Origin of the sequence: Mesorhizobium argentiipisi (SeqCode), from assembly GCF_037179585.1 — a bacterium.
Taxonomy (GTDB): Bacteria; Pseudomonadota; Alphaproteobacteria; order Rhizobiales; family Rhizobiaceae; genus Mesorhizobium; species Mesorhizobium argentiipisi.
Genome location: NZ_JAPYKO010000007.1, coordinates 126,253 through 146,055 on the forward strand (window position 1 = coordinate 126,253; position 19,803 = coordinate 146,055).

General features: G+C 62.6%; 17 protein-coding genes, 1 tRNA gene and 1 pseudogene. 14 read left to right on the forward strand and 5 right to left on the reverse strand.

The window, feature by feature from the left end; translation table 11 throughout:
* Positions 1–82 precede the first annotated feature (82 nt).
* From O7A05_RS12950 to O7A05_RS13005, 12 genes and pseudogenes are all read left to right on the forward strand, one after another.
* Positions 83–814, forward strand: a complete 732-nt coding sequence (locus O7A05_RS12950; RefSeq protein WP_337093486.1) for a proteasome-type protease — start codon at positions 83–85, stop codon at positions 812–814.
* Between the two features lie 58 nt (positions 815–872).
* The gene (locus O7A05_RS12955) at positions 873–2,285 is read left to right on the forward strand and encodes a pyridoxal phosphate-dependent decarboxylase family protein (protein ID WP_337093487.1); all 1,413 of its coding nucleotides are present in this window, start codon (positions 873–875) and stop codon (positions 2,283–2,285) included.
* Positions 2,286–2,410: 125 nt separating this feature from the next.
* Positions 2,411–3,178 carry a DeoR/GlpR family DNA-binding transcription regulator gene (locus O7A05_RS12960; protein ID WP_337093488.1) on the forward strand — a complete coding sequence of 256 codons (768 nt, stop codon included), beginning with the start codon at positions 2,411–2,413 and terminating at the stop codon, positions 3,176–3,178.
* 125 nt (positions 3,179–3,303) lie between these two features.
* Complete coding sequence (gene glpD / locus O7A05_RS12965) at positions 3,304–4,830, forward strand: glycerol-3-phosphate dehydrogenase (RefSeq protein ID WP_337093489.1); 1,527 nt, start codon at positions 3,304–3,306, stop codon at positions 4,828–4,830.
* 39 nt (positions 4,831–4,869) lie between these two features.
* Complete coding sequence (locus tag O7A05_RS12970; RefSeq protein WP_337093490.1) at positions 4,870–5,949, forward strand: ABC transporter ATP-binding protein; 1,080 nt, start codon at positions 4,870–4,872, stop codon at positions 5,947–5,949.
* A gap of 10 nt (positions 5,950–5,959) precedes the next feature.
* Positions 5,960–7,027, forward strand: a complete 1,068-nt coding sequence (locus O7A05_RS12975) for an ABC transporter ATP-binding protein (protein ID WP_337093491.1) — start codon at positions 5,960–5,962, stop codon at positions 7,025–7,027.
* On the forward strand, positions 7,028–7,894 hold the full coding sequence (locus O7A05_RS12980; protein WP_337093492.1) for a carbohydrate ABC transporter permease: 867 nt from the start codon (positions 7,028–7,030) through the stop codon (positions 7,892–7,894). It begins immediately after the preceding gene.
* Positions 7,895–7,897: 3 nt separating this feature from the next.
* Positions 7,898–8,806, forward strand: a complete 909-nt coding sequence (locus tag O7A05_RS12985) for a carbohydrate ABC transporter permease (RefSeq protein ID WP_337093493.1) — start codon at positions 7,898–7,900, stop codon at positions 8,804–8,806.
* Between the two features lie 3 nt (positions 8,807–8,809).
* Complete coding sequence (locus tag O7A05_RS12990) at positions 8,810–9,097, forward strand: DUF2160 domain-containing protein (protein WP_337093494.1); 288 nt, start codon at positions 8,810–8,812, stop codon at positions 9,095–9,097.
* Positions 9,098–9,172: 75 nt separating this feature from the next.
* The gene (locus O7A05_RS12995; RefSeq protein WP_337093495.1) at positions 9,173–10,900 is read left to right on the forward strand and encodes an ABC transporter substrate-binding protein; all 1,728 of its coding nucleotides are present in this window, start codon (positions 9,173–9,175) and stop codon (positions 10,898–10,900) included.
* 89 nt (positions 10,901–10,989) lie between these two features.
* Positions 10,990–12,483, forward strand: a complete 1,494-nt coding sequence (gene glpK / locus O7A05_RS13000) for a glycerol kinase GlpK (protein WP_337093496.1) — start codon at positions 10,990–10,992, stop codon at positions 12,481–12,483.
* A 25-nt stretch (positions 12,484–12,508) separates the two neighbouring features.
* Positions 12,509–12,972 (forward strand): annotated as a pseudogene (locus O7A05_RS13005) (DUF6882 domain-containing protein).
* A 103-nt stretch (positions 12,973–13,075) separates the two neighbouring features.
* Here the strand turns inward: O7A05_RS13005 and O7A05_RS13010 are convergent.
* Positions 13,076–13,531: a BA14K family protein gene (locus O7A05_RS13010; protein WP_337093497.1), complete on the reverse strand. Its 456-nt coding sequence runs from the start codon at positions 13,529–13,531 to the stop codon at positions 13,076–13,078.
* 316 nt (positions 13,532–13,847) lie between these two features.
* On the opposite strand from O7A05_RS13010, the gene O7A05_RS13015 reads away from it, so the two are divergent.
* Both O7A05_RS13015 and O7A05_RS13020 read left to right on the forward strand, forming a co-directional pair.
* Positions 13,848–13,923, forward strand: a tRNA-Lys gene (locus O7A05_RS13015).
* Positions 13,924–14,387: 464 nt separating this feature from the next.
* The gene (locus O7A05_RS13020) at positions 14,388–15,530 is read left to right on the forward strand and encodes a hypothetical protein (RefSeq protein WP_337093498.1); all 1,143 of its coding nucleotides are present in this window, start codon (positions 14,388–14,390) and stop codon (positions 15,528–15,530) included.
* 31 nt (positions 15,531–15,561) lie between these two features.
* Here O7A05_RS13020 and dprA read toward each other — a convergent pair whose 3' ends face one another.
* The 4 genes from dprA to O7A05_RS13040 all read right to left on the reverse strand — a co-directional run bounded on the left by dprA (position 15,562) and on the right by O7A05_RS13040 (position 19,699).
* Complete coding sequence (gene dprA / locus O7A05_RS13025) at positions 15,562–16,689, reverse strand: DNA-processing protein DprA (protein WP_337093499.1); 1,128 nt, start codon at positions 16,687–16,689, stop codon at positions 15,562–15,564.
* On the reverse strand, positions 16,686–17,267 hold the full coding sequence (gene plsY / locus O7A05_RS13030) for a glycerol-3-phosphate 1-O-acyltransferase PlsY (RefSeq protein ID WP_337093500.1): 582 nt from the start codon (positions 17,265–17,267) through the stop codon (positions 16,686–16,688). Before plsY ends, dprA begins: the two co-directional genes overlap by 4 nt.
* Before the next feature lie 183 nt (positions 17,268–17,450).
* Positions 17,451–18,737 (reverse strand): dihydroorotase, encoded by a 1,287-nt coding sequence (locus O7A05_RS13035; RefSeq protein WP_337093501.1) that lies wholly within the window; start codon positions 18,735–18,737, stop codon positions 17,451–17,453.
* Positions 18,734–19,699, reverse strand: a complete 966-nt coding sequence (locus O7A05_RS13040) for an aspartate carbamoyltransferase catalytic subunit (protein WP_337093502.1) — start codon at positions 19,697–19,699, stop codon at positions 18,734–18,736. Before O7A05_RS13040 ends, O7A05_RS13035 begins: the two co-directional genes overlap by 4 nt.
* Positions 19,700–19,803 lie beyond the last annotated feature (104 nt).

The following is a 19,803-nucleotide window of genomic DNA, read 5'->3' on the forward strand; positions in this document are numbered from 1 at the left end:
GCTCTATCTCTTTGTTTTCACGCAATTCAGGGCGGAAAACCGCTGCGCACTTTCCTGGAATTGCTTTAGCAGAAGAGCGACCATGACCTATTGCGTCGGCCTCAAGATCGATCGCGGGCTCGTGTTCATGTCCGACACGCGCACCAATGCCGGCATGGATTCGATCTCGACCTTCAAGAAGATGCATGTGTGGGAACAGCCCGGTGAGCGCGTCATCGTGCTGATGTCAGCGGGCAATCTTGCCACGACGCAAGCGGTAGTCAGCCTTCTCGACGAACGCAACAAGGCCGCTAGCGACCGTCATCCGAAATTGCTCGAAACCCCGTCCATGTACCAGACGGTGCGGCTGGTCGGCGATACGGTGAAGGAAGTGATAGAGCATGCCTCGCCGAACGGCGACAAGGCGGATTCCTACTTCAACGCCTCCTTCATCCTCGGCGGCCAGATCATGGGCAGCCCGCCCAGGCTGTTCATGATCTATCCGGAAGGCAATTTCATCGAGTCGACCGACGACACGCCTTTCTTCCAGATCGGCGAGACGAAATACGGCAAGCCGATCATCATCCGCGCCTATGACCGGACAATGAGCCTGGCCGAAACGGTGAAGCTGCTTCTGGTGTCGTTCGACTCGACGCTGAAATCCAACCTCTCGGTCGGGCTGCCGCTCGACCTGCTTTTCCTGGAACAGGATGCGCTCAGGGTGGGGCTGAACCGACGGATCGGCCATGATGATCCTTACTACCGCACCATTTCCGACGGCTGGTCCAAGGCGCTGAAAATCGCTTTTTCAAATCTGCCGGATTTTCCGGGGTAGGACTTTCCGAAGCGGTTTGGTCGGCCAGCTATCTTCGCCGGCCGCTGGGAGGGAAAATATGGACAATGAGGAATTCCGTGATTGGTCGAGGCGGGCGGCCGATTGGGGCGTCGATTACCGTGCCGGCTTGCGCGACCGCCCGGTGCGGCCGGCAATCGCGCCGGGCGAGATTTTCAGGAGCATCGAGACCTCGCCACCCGAATTGCCCGAGCCGATAGAAAAGATCTTCGCCGATTTCGAAGCGAAGATCGTGCCGGGCATGACGCATTGGCAGCATCCGCGCTTCTTCGCCTATTTCCCGGCCAATGCGGCGCCGGTTTCGGTCGTGGCGGAGTATCTGGTCTCGGCGATGGCCGCGCAATGCATGCTGTGGCAGACCTCGCCGGCGGCGACCGAGCTTGAGACGCGCATCGTCGACTGGATGCGCCAAGCGCTCGGCCTGCCCGAGGGCTTTTCGGGCGTCATCCAGGATTCGGCCTCGTCGGCGACGCTTGCGGCGGTGCTCACCATGCGCGAGCGGGCGCTCGACTGGCAGGGCAACAAAAAGGGGCTGGCCGGGCAGGCGAAGCTACGCGTCTATTCCTCCGACCAGGTCCATACCTCGATCGACCGCGCCATCTGGGCCTCCGGCATCGGCGAGGATAACCTTGTCCGCATCCCGGTCTCCGGACGTTTTCGTGCGATGGATACGCACGCACTCGAGGCCGCGACCGTCGCCGATCGCGAAGCCGGTCTGCTGCCGGCCGGCGTCATCGCCTGCGTCGGCGGCACCAGCACGGGCGGAACCGATGACATCGCGGCAGTGTCCGCGGTCGCGAAGCGGCACGGGCTTTATCTGCATGTCGACGCGGCCTGGGCCGGGTCGGCGATGATCTGCCCGGAATACCGGCATTTCTGGGCCGGCGTCGAAGGCGCCGATTCCATCGTCTTCAATCCGCACAAATGGCTCGGCGCGCAGTTCGATTGCTCGATCCAGTTCGTCCGCCAACCGGAAGACCTCGTGCGCACGCTGGCCATCAAGCCGGAGTTTCTGAAGACGCTGGGACATGACGGCATCATCAACTATTCGGAATGGTCGGTGCCGCTCGGCCGCCGCTTCCGCGCCCTGAAACTTTGGTTTCTACTGCGTGCCCATGGTCTTGAGGGCCTGCGCACCATGATCCGCAACCACGTCACCTGGAGCGCAGGGCTTGCCGCGCGGCTCGCCAAGGAACTGGATTTCGAGCTCACCTCGGAACCCATGCTTTCGCTGTTCTCGTTCCGGCACCAAGCGCCTTCAGGTGCCGATCCGGACGAGCACAATCTGCGCTTGGTCGACGCCATCAACACCGATGGCCGCATTTACCTGACGCAAACACGGGTCGATGGACGCGTGGCGATCCGCTTTCAGGCGGGGCAGTTCGACTCGACGGCGGCCGATGTCGACGCGGCTTTCGACGTCATAACCGAGATTGCGCGGCGCTCATCCTGAGGCAGCAGACGTGTTCCGCACTGGTTTGCCTTTTGCAATCAGATGATTTTCGTTAGCCGGCTTATGCCTTTTCTTCGCTTTCGTTTTCCGATATAGACGGAAAAAACGAAAATGGAGGACGCGCGATGTTTCTTTCGCCACGCCATGCCGAAATCATCCAGATGGCGAAAGACCATGGCCGGGTGCTGGTCGATGACCTAGCGACACATTTCAACGTGACGCCGCAAACCATCCGCAAGGATCTCAACGACCTCTGCGATCAGCGCCTGCTCACCCGCATCCATGGCGGCGCGCTGTTCCCGTCCGGCATCGAGAACATGGAATACGAGGCGCGCCGCAAGATCGCCGCTGACGAGAAGGAGGCGATCGGCAGCGCGGCGGCGCGGCTGATCCCGGACAATGCCTCGCTGTTCATCAATATCGGCACCACTACTGAGGCCGTCAGCAAGGCGTTGCTCGACCATAACGGGCTTATGGTCATCACCAATAACATCAATGTTGCCAATAGGATGCGCATCTATCCTACGATCGAGGTGGTGATCGCCGGCGGCGTGGTGCGCGGTTCCGACGGCGGCGTTGTCGGCGAAGCGGCCGTCGATTTCATCCGTCAGTTCAAGGTCGATTACGCCGTTATCGGCGCCTCGGCGATCGACCATGACGGCGCGCTGCTCGACTTCGATTTTCGCGAGGTGAAGGTGGCGCAGGCCATCATCGCCAATGCCCGCCACGTCATCCTGGTCTCCGACCGGACCAAATTCGAGCGCACGGCGCCGGTTCGGATCGGCCATCTTTCGCAGGTGAACACCTTCATCACCGACCGCTGCGACATTCCCTCGATCCGCCGGATTTGCGAGGAGACCGAGGTCCGGCTGATCGAGACGGCGCTTGAGTAGGCGCCCATCGCCGTTCCTCACGCGGCTGTTATATTTCGTTTGACATTCGGTTTGAGTTCGAAATAATCCCGCCACGGTTTCGTAAAACACAAAAATGGTGCAATGCGAAATCGTTGGAGGACCCTTTGGACGCGTTCCCGATCCATGACATTTTCGTCATTGGCGGCGGCATCAATGGCTGCGGTATCGCCCGCGACGCCGTTGGCCGCGGATTTTCAGTTTACCTCGCCGAAATGAACGATCTGGCGAGCGGGACTTCCTCCGGCTCGACCAAGCTCATCCATGGCGGCCTTCGCTATCTTGAATTCTACGAGTTTCGGCTGGTGCGCGAAGCGCTGATGGAGCGCGAGGTTCTATGGAAGAACGCGCCGCACATCATCTGGCCGATGCGCTTCGTGCTGCCCTACGCCAAGGGCCTCAGGCCCGCCTGGCTGATCCGGCTCGGGCTGTTTCTTTACGATCATATGGGCGGGCGCAAGCTCTTGCCGGCGACGAAGACGCTGGACATGGCGAGCGATCCGGCCGGCAAGCCGCTCAAGCCATTGTTCCGCAAGGCGTTCGAATATTCGGATGGTTGGGTCAATGACGCGCGCCTGGTGGCGCTGAATGCACGTGACGCCGCCGACCGGGGCGCCATTATTCGTACCCGCACCAAAGTTGTCAGCGCGCGGCGCGACGGTGCGACCTGGACCGTCAAGGTGCAGAACGTGCTTACCGGTGAAGCCGAGGAGGTGCGCGCGCGGCTTCTGGTCAACGCCGCCGGTCCGTGGGTCGATCACGTGCTCTCGGCCGCCGTCGGTCAGAACGAGGTCCACAATGTCCGCCTCGTACAGGGCAGCCATATCGTGGTCGGCAAGAAGTTCGACGATCCGCGCGCCTATTTCTTCCAGAACAAGGATGGCCGCATCATCTTCGCCATTCCCTATGAGGAAGAATTCACGCTGATTGGGACCACCGACCGAGATTATCCGGGCGATCCGCATGACGTGAAGATCTCCGACGCCGAGATCGACTATCTGTGCGCCGCGGCGAGCGAGTATTTCGCGCAACCGGTGAAGCGCGCCGACATCGTCTGGACCTATTCGGCGGTGCGCCCGCTCTATGACGACGGCGCCTCGAAGGCGCAGGAAGCGACGCGCGACTATGTGCTGAAGGCCGATGGCGCGGAGGGCGCAGCCCCCTTGCTCAACGCTTTCGGCGGCAAGATCACGACCTTCCGCCGGCTGGCGGAATCGATGCTGGAGAAGATCGAAGGGTTTCTCGGCAAGCGCGGCAAGCCGTGGACGCATGACGCGCCGCTGCCCGGCGGCGATTTTCCCGCGACCGGCTTCGATGCCCAGGTCGCCAGGCTGAAGAGCATCTATCCGTTCCTCGACCAGCGGCTGGCGCGCCGCTTCACCCGGCTTTACGGCACGCGCGCTGAGAAGCTGCTTGGGCTCGCCAAGTCGAATGCCGATCTCGGCCGCAATTTCGGCGCCGACCTTTTCGAGGCGGAGGTTCGCTATCTGGCCGAAAACGAATGGGCGGTCACCGCCGAGGACGTGCTGTGGCGCCGCACCAAACGCGGCCTGCATTTCAGCCGCGAGCAGACGGCGGCATTGGAAGAATTCATGCGCGGATTGAGCAGCCGCCACGTCGCGGCGGCGGAATGAGGATCGTCCGTTGATGCGTAAGGCCTGGGAGGAGGCGTGATGCTGGAACTGAGGAACGTGACGAAGACGGTCGGCGCGCAGGAGCATATCCGCGACGTGTCGCTGACGCTTCAGCACGGCTCGCTGAATGTCCTGCTTGGCCCGACGCTTTCCGGCAAGACCAGCCTGATGCGGCTGATGGCGGGCCTCGACGCGCCGACTTCCGGCTCGGTCTGGTTCGACGGCAAGGACGTCACCGGACAGAAGGTGCAGAAGCGCAACGTCGCCATGGTCTACCAGCAGTTCATCAACTACCCGGCGATGACCGTCTACGAGAACATCGCCTCGCCGCTGCGGGTGGCCGGCGTCGAGCAGGCGAAAATCGACAAGGAGGTGCGCCACGCGGCGGCGCTCTTGAAGCTCACGCCCTATCTCGACCGCACGCCGCTCAGCCTGTCCGGGGGCCAGCAGCAGCGCACCGCGCTTGCTCGCGCCATCGTCAAGAATGCCAGCCTGGTGCTGCTCGACGAGCCTTTGGCCAATCTCGATTACAAGCTGCGCGAGGAGTTGCGCGCCGAATTGCCGAAGATCTTCGCCGCCGCCGGCACCATCTTCGTCTATGCGACGACCGAGCCGCACGAAGCGCTGCTTCTCGGCGGCAATACGGCCACGCTTTCGGAAGGCCGCGTCACGCAATTCGGTCCAACCGTCGAAGTCTTCCGCAAGCCGGCCGACCTGGTAACGGCAAGGACCTTCGCCGATCCGCCGCTCAACACCATCGTGCTCTCCAAGAAGGGATCGGACTTCCTGCTCGAAGGCGGTGTCAAATTGCCGGTGCCGCCGGAGCTCAACGGCATCTCGGACGCAAGCTACACGATCGGCTTCCAGCCGCATCATTTGTCGCTGGAGCGGCCGAACGCCGGCGCCGTGCCGGTGCGGGCCAAGGTCACCATCACCGAGATCACCGGCTCGGAGAGCTTCGTCCATCTCGATTTCGCCGATGCGCGCTGGGTGATGCTGGCGCATGGCATTCTCGATTTCGAGACGGACGACGAGGTCGAGGTGTTCATCGATCCCCGCCACATCATGGTGTTCGACCAGAACGGCCGCGCCGTGACGGCGGCAAAGCTGGCGGCCTGAGGAGAAAACGATGGCCCGCATCGAGGTCAACCACATTCGCCATTCCTACCTGCCCAACCCACAGAAGGATTCGGATTTCGCGCTGAAGGAAGTGCATCACACCTTCGAGGATGGCGGCGCCTACGCGCTGCTTGGGCCGTCGGGCTGCGGCAAGACCACCTTGCTCAACATCATTTCGGGACTGCTGCACCCCTCGCATGGCCGGTTGCTGTTCAACGGCCGCGACGTGACCAATCTGTCGACGCAGGAGCGCAACATCGCGCAGGTGTTCCAGTTCCCGGTCATCTACGACACCATGACCGTCTACGACAACTTGGCCTTCCCGCTGCGCAACCGGCGCGTGCCCGAAGCCGATGTCGATCGCAAGGTGCGCGAGACGCTCGACATGATCGATCTCGCTTCGATGGCGAACAGGAAGGCGCGGCGGCTCACTGCAGACCAGAAGCAGAAGATCTCGCTTGGACGCGGCCTGGTGCGTTCCGACGTCAACGCCATCCTGTTCGACGAACCGCTCACCGTGATCGACCCGCATATGAAATGGGTGCTGCGCTCGCAGTTGAAGCAGCTGCATCGGCGCTTCGGCTACACCATGGTCTATGTCACGCATGACCAGACCGAAGCGCTGACTTTCGCCGACCGCGTTGTGGTCATGTATGACGGCGAGATCGTCCAGATCGGCACGCCGGCCGAACTCTTCGAGCGCCCGCGCCACACTTTCGTCGGCTATTTCATCGGCTCGCCGGGCATGAACGTGCTGCCGGTTGCGCTGGAAGGCAGGACGGCGAAGCTCGGTGCGCAGCGCATCGAGCTTCCGGGCGTGCCGAAGGCTGAGGCCGGCGCCGTCGAGCTCGGCATTCGCCCCGAATATGTGCGGCTCGGCCGCGAGGGCATGGCGGTGCAGGTCAGCAAGGTCGAGGATGTCGGCCGCCATAAGGTCGTTCGCGCCAACCTCGAGGGCAGGGAGATTGCCGCTGTAATCGGCGAGGACGACGAGGTGCCGGCCGAACCAAGAGTCCGCTTCGATCCGGCTGGCATCAACATCTATGCCGATTCCTGGCGCGTCGAGATGGGGGCATAGATGGACAAGACCTGGAACAACAAGGCCTGGTTCCTTGTCCTGCCGATGCTGGCGCTGGTGGCGTTCTCGGCCGTCATCCCGCTGATGACGGTCGTCAACTATTCGGTGCAGGACACGTTCGGCAACAACGTCTTCTTCTGGGCCGGCACCGAATGGTTCGAGGAATTGCTGCATTCCGACCGCTTCTGGGAAGCGATGGTGCGCAACCTGATCTTCTCTTTCATCATCCTGGCGATCGAGGTGCCGCTCGGCATCTTCATCGCGCTCAATATGCCGAAGAAGGGCTGGGGCGTGCCGGTCTGCCTGGTGCTGATGGCGCTGCCGCTGCTCATTCCCTGGAATGTCGTCGGCACGATCTGGCAGGTCTTCGGCCGCAACGACATCGGCCTGCTCGGCTATTACGTCAATGCGCTCGGCATCGACTACAACTACGTCCAGGATCCGATCGACGCCTGGGTCACCGTGATCATCATGGATGTCTGGCACTGGACCAGCCTGGTCGTGCTGCTTTGCTATGCTGGGCTGGTCTCGATTCCCGATGCCTTCTACCAGGCGGCCAAGATCGACGGCGCCTCGCGCTGGGCGGTGTTCCGCTATATCCAACTGCCCAAGATGCAGCGCGTGTTGCTGATCGCCGTGCTGTTGCGCTTCATGGACAGTTTCATGATCTATACCGAGCCCTTCGTCGTTACCGGCGGCGGCCCTGGCAATTCGACCACCTTCCTGTCGATCGACCTCGTCAAGACGGCGCTCGGCCAGTTCGACCTCGGTCCGGCGGCGGCAATGTCGCTGGTCTACTTCCTGATCATCCTGTTGTTGTCGTGGGTGTTCTACACCGTGATGACCAACTACGACGCGGAGCGCTGACAGATGGCGGGCGCCAACGAGACGACACGCGTGAGCGAGACGGCGGTCACCGAAGTGGGCAGCACGCTATCGCAGGACCAGGTGGCGAAGCTGATGCGCCGCCGCGGCGAGGAGTCGCGCTGGTGGTGGATCGTGCCGACGGTCTACATCATCGTTATCCTGCTGCCGATCTACTGGCTCATCAACATGAGCTTCAAGACCAATGCGGAGATCGTGTCGTCGCTGACGCTGTTCCCGCATAATCCGACACTGGCGAACTATCGCACCATCTTCACCGACCCGTCCTGGTATTCGGGCTACATCAATTCAATCACCTATGTGGTGATGAACATGGTGATATCGGTGGCGGTGGCGCTGCCGGCGGCCTACGCCTTCTCGCGTTACCGCTTCCTCGGCGACAAGCATTTGTTCTTCTGGCTTTTGACCAACCGCATGGCGCCGCCGGCGGTGTTCGCGCTGCCGTTCTTCCAGCTCTATTCGGCGTTCGGCCTGATCGACACCCATATCGCCGTGGCGCTGGCGCACTGCCTGTTCAACGTGCCGCTGGCGGTGTGGATACTCGAAGGCTTCATGTCCGGCGTTCCGAAGGAGATCGACGAGACCGCCTATATCGACGGCTATTCCTTCCCGCGCTTCTTTCTGAAGATTTTCATGCCGCTGATCGCGAGCGGCATCGGCGTCGCCTGCTTCTTCTGCTTCATGTTCTCGTGGGTGGAGCTCTTGATCGCCCGCACGCTGACCACGACGGACGCCAAGCCGATCGCCGCCACCATGACCCGCACGGTCTCTGCCGCCGGCATGGATTGGGGCCTGCTCGCCGCCGCCGGCGTGCTGACGCTGATCCCCGGCGCCTTGGTCATCTGGTTCGTGCGAAACTATATTGCCAAGGGCTTTGCGCTGGGGAGGGTCTAAGCCATGAACCTCGACTTCTCCTGGATGGCGTGGACGTGGCCGACGGCCGCCTTCTTCATCGTCATCGCACTGATGCTCTTTGGCATGGGCGTCTGGGAATATGCCTCGCCCGGCGGCAATCCGCGCGTCGGCGTGCTGCGCTTCGAGACGACGCGCGGCGATCGTTTGTTCCTGTCGCTGCTTGGCAGCGCATTCATCCATCTCGCTTGGCTGGGTCTGGTTGGACCCAACCTGTGGTGGGCTCTCGCTCTCTCCGTGGTCTACGCCGTTGGCGTGTTCCGATACGTATAGAGGGGGAATAGCCGGAGCGGCCGCGTGCTGGCGGCCGCCCGGATCGCACTTGCAACTTAAGACTGGAGGAGACACATGCGACGGCAATTTCTAACATCGACAGCCCTTGTCCTATTGCTGGGGGCAGGCCATGCCTATGCCGGAATGGATGAAGCAAAAGCCTTTCTCGACAAGGAGATAGGCGACCTATCGACGCTTTCACGCGCCGATCAGGAAAAGGAAATGCAGTGGTTCATCGACGCAGCCAAGCCGTTCGCCGGCATGGACATCAAGGTCGTTTCGGAAACCATCGCCACGCACCAATACGAGTCACAGGTGCTGGCACCGGCCTTCTCCGCCATCACCGGCATCAAGGTCACACATGACGTCATCCAGGAAGGCGACGTCGTCGAAAAGATCCAGACCCAGATGCAGACCGGCCAGAACCTCTATGACGGCTGGGTCAACGACTCCGACCTGATCGGCACGCACTGGCGCTACCAGCAGGTGCGCAACCTGACCGACTGGATGGCGAATGAAGGCAAGGACGTCACCAATCCGAACCTCGACCTGAAGGACTTCATCGGCACCTCGTTCACGACGGCGCCCGACAAGAAGCTCTATCAGCTCCCCGACCAGCAGTTCGCCAACCTCTACTGGTTCCGCTACGACTGGTTCAACGACGAGAAGAACAAGGCCGACTTCAAAGCCAAGTACGGCTACGATCTCGGCGTCCCCGTCAACTGGTCGGCTTATGAGGACATCGCCCAGTTCTTCACCGGCCGCGAGATCGACGGCAAGAAAGTCTACGGCCACATGGACTACGGCAAGAAGGACCCGTCGCTCGGCTGGCGGTTCACCGATGCCTGGCTTTCCATGGCCGGCAATGGCGACAAGGGCATCCCGAACGGCCTGCCGGTCGACGAATGGGGCATCAAGGTCGACGAGAAGTCGCGACCCGTGGGCTCCTGCGTTGCACGCGGCGGCGACACCAACGGCCCGGCCGCGGTCTACTCGATCCAGAAATATCTCGACTGGCTGAAGGCCTATGCTCCTGCCGAAGCGCAGGGCATGACCTTCTCCGAATCCGGCCCGGTCCCGGCGCAGGGCAACATCGCCCAGCAGATCTTCTGGTACACCGCCTTCACCGCTTCGATGGTCGACGCAAGCGCCAAGGCGGTGCTGAACGACGACGGCACGCCGAAATGGCGCATGGCGCCGTCGCCGCACGGCGTCTATTGGAAGGACGGCATGAAGCTCGGCTATCAGGACGTGGGTTCCTGGACGCTGATGAAGTCGACGCCTGACGATCGCGCCAAGGCCGCCTGGCTCTACGCGCAGTTCGTCACCTCGAAGACGGTCGACGTGAAAAAGAGCCATGTCGGCTTGACCTTCATCCGCGAGAGCACGATCCACGACAAGAGCTTCACCGAGCGCGCTCCGAAGCTCGGCGGCCTGATCGAGTTCTATCGCTCGCCGGCCCGCGTCCAGTGGTCGCCGACCGGCACCAACGTGCCTGACTATCCGAAGCTGGCGCAGCTCTGGTGGCAAGCGATCGGCGATGCCTCGTCCGGCGCCAAGTCGGCCCAGGAAGCGATGGACTCGCTCTGCGCCGAGCAGGAAAAGGTCATGAGCCGCATCGAGAAGTCGGGCGTCCAGGGCGACATCGGCCCGAAGATGGCCGAAGAGCACGATCTTGCCTACTGGAACGCCGACGCGGTCAAGAAAGGCAATCTCGCTCCTCAGCTGAAGATCGAGAACGAAAAGGAAAAGCCGATCACCATCAACTACGACGAACTGGTGAAGAGCTGGCAGCAGCAGTAACTGCATGACGCGGGCGTGCTTGCCCACGTAGGAAGTGCAGGGGAGGCGGCTTGGCCGTCTCCCCTGTTGCATGAGAAGTGGAGGGATGAATGAGCGGTTTTGTGCTGGCGATCGACCAGGGAACGACCTCGACCCGGGCGATCCTGTTCGACGACAAGATGAAGGTTGCCGGCACCGGCCAGCAGGAATTCACGCAGCATTATCCGGCTTCCGGCTGGGTCGAACATGACCCGGAAGACATCTGGGCCAGCGTTCTCGCCACGGTGAAATTGGCGCTGAAGGCGGCCGGGCGCGCGGCATCGGATGTCGCCGCGATCGGCATCACCAACCAGCGCGAGACGGTCGTCATCTGGGACAAGGCGACCGGGAAGCCGATCCATAATGCGATCGTCTGGCAGGACAGGCGTACCGCGCCGCTCTGCCATAAGCTGAAGAAGCAGGGGCTGGAGAAAAAATTCACGAAGAAGACCGGTCTGCTGCTCGATCCCTATTTCTCCGGCACCAAGATCGCCTGGATGCTGGACAAGGTGAAGGGTGCCAGGAAGCGCGCCGAGAAGGGCGAACTGCTTGCCGGCACTATCGACAGTTTCCTGATCTGGCGGCTGACCGGCGGCCAAGTGCACGCCACCGACGCGACCAATGCTTCGCGCACGCTGGTCTACAACATCGAGAAGAATGCTTGGGACGAAGAGCTGCTCTCGATCCTGAACATACCGGCCGCGATCCTTCCGGAGATAAAGGATTGCGCCGATGACTTCGGCGTCACCGAGAAAAGCCTTTTCGGGGCCGAGATGCGAATCCTCGGCGTCGCCGGCGACCAGCACGCAGCGACCATCGGCCAGGCCTGTTTCGAACCCGGCATGATGAAGTCGACCTACGGCACCGGCTGTTTCGCGATGCTCAACACCGGTGCTGACCTGGTGCGCTCGAGGAACCGGCTTCTGACCACGATCGCCTACCGATTGAACGGCAAGACCACTTATGCGCTGGAAGGTTCGATCTTCATCGCGGGCGCCGCCGTGCAGTGGCTGCGCGACGGCATTAAGGTGATCGGCAAGGCGGAGCAAAGTGGTGTGCTCGCGGCGAGCGCCGATCCGGCGCAGCAGGTTTACCTGGTGCCGGCCTTTGTCGGCCTGGGCGCGCCGCATTGGGACGCGGATGCGCGCGGCGCGATCTTCGGCCTGACGCGCAATTCGGGCCCGGCCGAGTTCGCGCGCGCGGCACTTGAATCGGTCGCCTTCCAGACGCGAGACCTGCTCGACGCGATGCGCAAGGACTGGAAAGGCGCGTCAGCCAAGACAGTGCTTCGCGTCGACGGCGGCATGGTGGCATCCGATTGGACCATGCAGCGGCTCGCCGACATTCTCGACGCACCGGTCGACCGTCCGACGATCCTGGAGACGACGGCGCTGGGCGCGGCGTGGCTTGCCGGCTCGAAGGCCGGCGTGTGGCCGAAAGCGAAGGAATTCGCGAAGAGCTGGGCTTTGGAGTGGCGCTTCAAGCCGGAGATGGACGCCGCAATGCGCGGGGCGAAACTGGCCGGATGGCGCGATGCGGTGCGCAGGACGCTAAGCGTGCGATAGCGATATACGGGATTGGGCGAGGGGAATGCAGCCGGATTGGTATCCTGCTTGGCGCGATGAGGCCCTCCAACAGCTCACGGCCAAGAATGCGCGCCTGGCGAAGGATTTCCGCCTCGGCAGCTGGTCACGTTATAACTACGACTTGACGGCAGGGAAGCTGGTGTTTTCCGACCAGAGTGGCGTCAAGTCGTTTCGGAAATCCAGATTGCGGGCTCCACCAGCGCCAAGGCCGGCAATTGGCTCTGGGCGTGGGCCAATTCGAACTTGCCTGGCGAACTTCTCGGCGACGCGAAACTGGTGCGGTCCTTCGGCGAAGAAAAGGGCGTGGACGACCTGGCCCGAGCCTATGTGGACGACACGGGCGGTGACCTGGAAGCACTCGGCTGGGAACTGACGGCAGCGATGGTTCGGGTTTGCAATGCGCTTGGAGCTTACCGCTCCCCGAGCGGTGAAGGCGGCGCTCTATATTTGGTTTTCAAGACTATATGATGGGCGAACTGACCAAGTCCTTTGTTGCAAAAGCAAATCAAAACGAGAGAGCCCGCGCCTTGCGGTGCGGGCTCGGTCAGGCCCTGGGTACTGACTGGAGTCGTCAATAGGGCGACACGCACTGCCGACGCGGACCGCTGTTAGGCTGGAAGGTGTTGTCCGAGGCGCGATAGGAGCGGTAGCGGTCATAGCACCATTGGACATGGGAATTGCCGCGATAGACGCGGTTGTTCTCGCTGTTGACGATCGCGCCGGTGATCAGCGCACCGGTGGCGAAGGCTGCCAGCGGGAACCAATAGTCGCCATGCCGACGATAGCCGTGGCGATATTCACGATAGCCGCGATGGCCGTTCCAGTAGACGGCGTCACCACGACGCGAGAAATCCCGGTTGAAGGTACGGTGCCTTCTCCAATCCTCATACTGTACGGTCTGGATATCTGACGACAGGCCCTGGGGTTGTGGCACATAAGCTGGCTGAGCGTTGACCGGCACCATCTCCGCCGCGACGAACGACGCCGAGAGAGCGGTTGCCAACAGGCCCGATGCGATCTTGTTCATTGATCTTCTCCTCGATGGTTGATGGGACGTCCCTGTTTTGCGAAACGGGCCTCGGTTGCAATGGTTCCTCATTCCACCATCAGCCCATTGTTTCAGCCCATTGTTATTGTAGGGATTTGTTATTGTGGGGATTTTCTGAAGGAGCCCGGAGCCGGGCCATTGGCGCAGGCATCGAAAGCCGTTCGCAAACACCCTCGGCGCCCCTTCGAATCCGTTCAAAAAATCCGCCTTGGAAGCCCGTCTTTTTCCGGTTGACCGGCCGCGGCACTCTCCCTATGTTCCGCGCAATTTCGAGGGCGGCGTTTCGAGCCCGCGGGAGCGCGTAGCTCAGCCGGTAGAGCAACTGACTTTTAATCAGTAGGTCATGGGTTCGAATCCCATCGCGCTCACCAAATTTTCAACACCAAATAGATGCCAGAGCAAACCTGCCGACGCTTCCATACGGGCGATCGAAGCAGGACCTGTCGTCTGCGTCCCCGGCAATCGGAACAAAAACTTGCGCGCGGCTGTTTCCCTGTTGAAGGGACCGCAATCTGGGATGCGGAGACAGTGGACGTACTGAACTTGGAACTGGCCAGGGCCAGGCAAAACGTAAAGCGCGCAGAGACTTCTCTCAATCACGCAAAGGAAATGCTGGACGAGGACTGCGGCGTAGGGATCAACCTTGCGCTGTGCGACCGCATAAGGTTGGAACAGAAGCGCGTGGCAGAAGCCAGAAAGCGGCTGATGAAGATCGCTCGGGCTGCCTTACCCTAACGGCGTGACTTTCCCCAAGACCAATGAGAGTCGGCCCGCGGCAAACTTGTCCCATGGGCAGGGTCATGGTTAAACTCGGCCTCCCGAGGGAGGCTCCAGGATGGCACTTGACCTTTCGGTAGAGACCACCGCCCGTAAAGCGGCGACGCCGCCCGGCAAATATCTCTTCGGCCCGGTCGCCGATTTCCTCATGCTCGGCGGCAGCGCGTTTCTGATCCTGCCCGTGCTGTTCTTTATTCCGCGTGAGTACGAAGGTCCGTTAGCCGCGACGATGGTCGTCGTGGCCTATCTGGTGAACTATCCGCATTTCGCGCATTCCTACCAGATTTTCTATCGCAATTTCGGCCGGAAGGCGCGTGGCGACGGCTACGACAGAAGCCTGCAGCTCCGCTACATTTTCGCCGGTGTCGTCGTTCCGGTGATCATGGTCCTGTTCTTCGCTTATGGCGCGGCGACGTCGAACACGCGGTTGCTCGGCTTCGCGGCCAACGCGATGTTCTTCTTCGTCGGGTGGCATTACGTCAAGCAAGGCTACGGCATGCTGATGGTCGACGCCGTCTTGAAACGCAAATTCTTCGATGACCGCGACAAGAAGGTGCTGCTCGTCAACAGCTACGCGGTGTGGATCCTGGCCTGGCTGCAGACCAACACGGCGGTGACCGCGGGACAGTATTACGGGCTTCAGTATTACACCTTCGCCGCGCCTTCATGGATCACCGATATTGCCTTGGCGGCTGCCGTCGCATCGACAGCGGCTACGCTCCTGATGCTGGCCAACCGTTGGCGAAAGAACGGCGGCCTGCCGTATAACGGTATCGTTGCCTATGTCGCGTCCCTCTATCTCTGGATCCTGATTGCCAGAATAAACCCGCTCTGGCTGCTGGTGGTACCGGCGCTGCACTCGCTGCAATATCTGGCGGTGGTGTGGCGCTATCAAACCAATGTCGAGCGTGACGTCTTGGATGCCGCCCGGGATCCGGAGCCGAAGATATTATCCGTGCTCGGGCCTCGCTACAGGCTGCGGATGCTGGGATTCATTATCGGGGGTGGCGCACTCGGCTATCTCGGCTTCTGGCTGATCCCGTTCGCGCTGACCGCCCTGGTCCCCTACGACAAGCAGGTACTCGGTTCGTCGCTGTTCTTCTTCATCGTGCTGATCTTCATCAATGTGCACCATTATTTCCTCGACAATGTGATGTGGCGCCGCGGCAATCCGGAAGTGTCCAAATATTTGTTCCGGTGAAGAAATCGGCGTTGCGGGCGCACGCGCCAAGTCATGCGATCAGCGACACATTCCCGCCGGCGTGGCGCTCGATCCGCCCGGCGAAGTCGAGTTCCAGAAGCACCATCGCAATCTGCGCGGCGCTCAGTCCGGTGTGGCGGATGATATCATCCACTGCGGTCGGCGTTGGCCCGAGCGCTTCCAGCACATCGGCGCGTTCGCTTTCGCGGGGCGGCGGCATGGCCGACATGTCGGGCGCCTCGGCAAGTGGGGCGTTTCTTGGGAGCCGGATGCCGGCAAGCGGCGCCAGCGCGCCGAGCACGTCGGCGGCTTCGGTGACGAGTGTGACGCCGTCCTTGAGCAGCGCGTTGCAGCCGGTGGCGCGCGGATCGAGCGGCGAGCCCGGCACGGCGAAGACCAGCCGGCCCATTTCGTTGGCCAAGCGGGCGCTGATCAGCGAACCGGAGCGCTGCGCCGCCTCGACCACCACCAGCCCAAGCACCATTCCGGCGACCAGGCGATTGCGGCGTGGGAAGTCCTGCGCGCGCGGCTGCCAGCCGAACGGCATTTCCGACACGACGGCGCCGCCGCGATCGGCGATCTCGTCGCACAGGCCGGCATTCTCGGGCGGGTAGGGAACATCGAGCCCGCCGGCCAGAACACCGACTGTGCCGGTCGAGACGCTGCCCTTATGCGCGGCGGTATCGATGCCGCGCGCCAGGCCGGAAACGATGGCGTAGCCTTCGCGGCCGAGATCGGCTGCCAGCATGCGCGCCATCTTGATGCCGGCCAGCGAGGCATTGCGGGCGCCGACAATCGCCACCGCCGGCAAGCGGAAGACCGCGCCTTCGCCTTTCACCGCCAGCAGCGGCGGCGGGTTGTCGAGGGTCTTCAGCAAGGGCGGATAATCGGCCTCGCCGATGCCGACGAAGCGGGCGCCGGCGCGCCGGGCGGCTTCCAGTTCGGCTTCGGCTTCGGCGACTGAGGGGACGCGGACCATGCGATTGGCACCGCCGGAGATCATCAGCTCCGGCAGCATTTCAAGCGCGGCTTCGGCCGAGCCGAAGCGGTTGATCAGCTCGCGAAACGAGGCCGGACCGACATTGGGCGTGCGGATCAGGCGAAGCCAGGCAAGCCGCTGCCGGTCACTGAGACGCGGGCCGGCGGCCAGGGCGCTCATCCCTTCGCCCCGATCTTGCCCTCGGTGCCGGCCAGCAGCCGCGAGATGTTCGCGCGATGCTTGATGATGACGATCAGGCTCATCACCGCGAACAAGCCGGCGATCTGCGGCGTGCTTATGAAATAGAGCGCGATCGGCACGACCACCGCGGCCGCCAATGCCGCCAGCGAGGAGTAGCGGAACAGGAACGCCATAGCGAGCCAGACGACGGCAAAGACGAGCATGCCCTGCCAGGCAAGGCCGATCAACACGCCGAGATAGGTTGCGACACCCTTGCCGCCCTTGAAGCCAAGCCACACCGGGAAGAGATGGCCGAGGAAGGCGCCGAAGCCGGCCAACAGTCCGAAGTCCGGCGAAAAATGCCCAGCGATCAGCGCCGCGGCCGTGCCCTTCAGCGCGTCGAGCAGCAGCGTTGCGGCAGCGAGGCCCTTATTGCCTGTCCTCAGAACATTGGTCGCGCCGATATTGCCGGAGCCGATCTTGCGGACATCTCCGAGGCCGGCGGCGCGGGTGATCAAGAGCCCGAACGGGATCGAGCCGAGCAGATAGCCGAAGACGAGCGCGATCGCGTAACCCATTGTCTCCCCCATATTCCTTTGTCTCCGGGTGCTCAGCCTAAGGTTGATTTAATGTGCGCTATGCAACCACAGTCGGCAAGATATGGCCTGCTCGAGGATCAGTTAGTCATAATGGTAGAGTCGGAAGGGTTCGCCAAGCAACTCTGTGAGGCAGGCTCGGCAGAGTTCAAGGCGACGGGTGGTCTATGCAGTAAACACCGTGAGGCCCGCCACCACCGTTTGCACGACCTTGCCCTGCAGGCGCGCGCCTTCGAAGCAGGTGTTCTTCGAACGCGAGCGAAGGCCGCTTTCGCTGACGATCCACGGCTCGTCGAGATCGAGGACCGCGAGATCGGCCGGCGCGCCGGGCTGCAACGTGCCGCCCGGCAGGCCGAACAATCTTGCCGGCGCGGTGGACAGCGTCTCGATCAGCCTCAACAGCGGCACGTCGCCATTGTGGTAGAGCCGAAGTGCAGCGCCAAGCAGCGTCTCCAGCCCGATAGCGCCGGCGGCGGCATCGGCGAAGGGCAGGCGCTTGGTGTCGACGTCCTGCGGGTCGTGCGAGGAGACGATGATGTCGATCGTGCCGTCCTTGATCGCCTCGATCATCGCCAGCCGGTCGTCTTCGGCGCGCAAGGGCGGGGTCAGCCGGAAGAAGGTGCGGTACTCGCCGACGTCGTTCTCGTTGAGCGACAGATTGTGAATGGCGACTCCGGCCGTGACATTGGCGCCATCCGTCTTTGCCCGGTTCACCGCGCCGGCCGCCATCGCCGACGAGATTTTTGCCGCGTGATAGGCTCCGCCGGTCAGCCGTGCCAATGCCAGGTCGCGTTCGAGCGGGATCAGCTCCGCCTCGCGCGGAATGCCCGACAGGCCGAGCCAGCTCGCATAGAGCCCTTCGTTCATCACGCCGGACGAGGCGAGGTCGGCATCTTGGGTTTCATGCGCGATCACGCCGCCGAAATCGCGGGCGTAGGTCAGCGCGCGGCGCATCACTAGTGCATTGGCGATCGTGTGGCGGCCATCAGTGTAGGCGACGGCGCCGGCCTCGCGCAGCAGGCCGAATTCGGTCATCTCGCGGCCCTCGAGGCCCTTGGTGATCGCGGCCGCCGGGAAGATGTTGACGCTTGCGGTGTCGCGTGCCGTGCGCAGCACGAACTCAACCAGCGCCACATTGTCGATCACCGGATCGGTGTCCGGCATCATGACGATGGAGGTGACGCCGCCGGCGGCGGCCGCCACGCTTGCCGAGGCGATGGTCTCGCGATGCTCGCCGCCGGGCTCGCCGATGAAGACGCGCGCGTCGACAAGGCCTGGAATGATCGTCTTGCCGGCGCAGTCGACGACGGTGGCGCCTTCCGGCACGCCCTGGTTCAATGCCGCTTTTCCGGCTGCGACGATCTTGCGGCCGTCGACGATGACGCTGCCGATCTCGTCGACGCCGCGCGAGGGGTCAACGATGTGCGCCTTGCTGAAGACGGTCACGCTCATGCGCCGCGCCCCTCATGGTTGCGGCGCGGGTCAAGCAGCGCTTCCATTACCGCCATGCGCACGGCGACACCCATCTCCACCTGTTCCTGGATGACGCTCTGTGGCCCGTCGGCGATTTCGGAGGCGATCTCGACGCCGCGGTTCATCGGGCCGGGATGCATGACCAGCGCATCGTCCTTGGCGGCTTTCAGCTTTTCGGCATCCAGGCCGAAATAGTGGAAATATTCGCGGATCGACGGCACGAAGGCGCCTTCCATGCGCTCGCGCTGCAGGCGCAGCATCATCACCACGTCGGCGTCCTTGAGGCCTTCGGCCATCGAGCGCGACACGATCACCCCCATCCTGTCGATGCCGGAGGGCAACAGCGTCGAGGGAGCGACGACGCGCACCTGCGCGCCAAGCGCGTTCAGAAGCATAATGTTGGAGCGGGCGACGCGCGAATGCAGGATGTCGCCGCAGATCGCCACGATCAGCTTCGACAGCGGCCCCTTGGCGCGGCGGATGGTCAGCGCGTCAAGCAGCGCCTGCGTCGGATGCTCATGCGCGCCGTCGCCGGCATTGACCACCGAGCAGCCAACCTTCTGGGCGAGCAGGGCAGCTGCGCCCGCCGATTGGTGGCGGATGATCAGGATGTCGGGCCGCATGGCGTTGAGGGTCATCGCCGTATCGATCAGCGTCTCGCCCTTCTTCACCGAGGAGCTTGCCACCGACATGTTCATGACGTCGGCGCCGAGACGCTTGCCGGCGAGCTCGAAGGACGACTGCGTGCGGGTCGATGCCTCGTAGAACAGGTTGATCTGGGTGCGGCCGCGCAGCGTCGAGGTCTTCTTTTCCGATTGTCGTGAGATCGTCACGGCCCGGTCGGCGCGATCGAGCAACAGCTCGATATCAGCCGGGGAAAGGTCGCGGATGCCCAGAAGGTGGCGGTGGGGGAAGAGCGGCAGGGACGAAGCGTCGGTCATCTCAAGGCGCTGCTATAGGGTGCGGCCCGGCCTGTCGCAAGCGCCAGCTTTGGATTGCGGGCGTTCTCCCTGGTATTTTCGTCGCGCGGCTTCCGTGGCTTGGG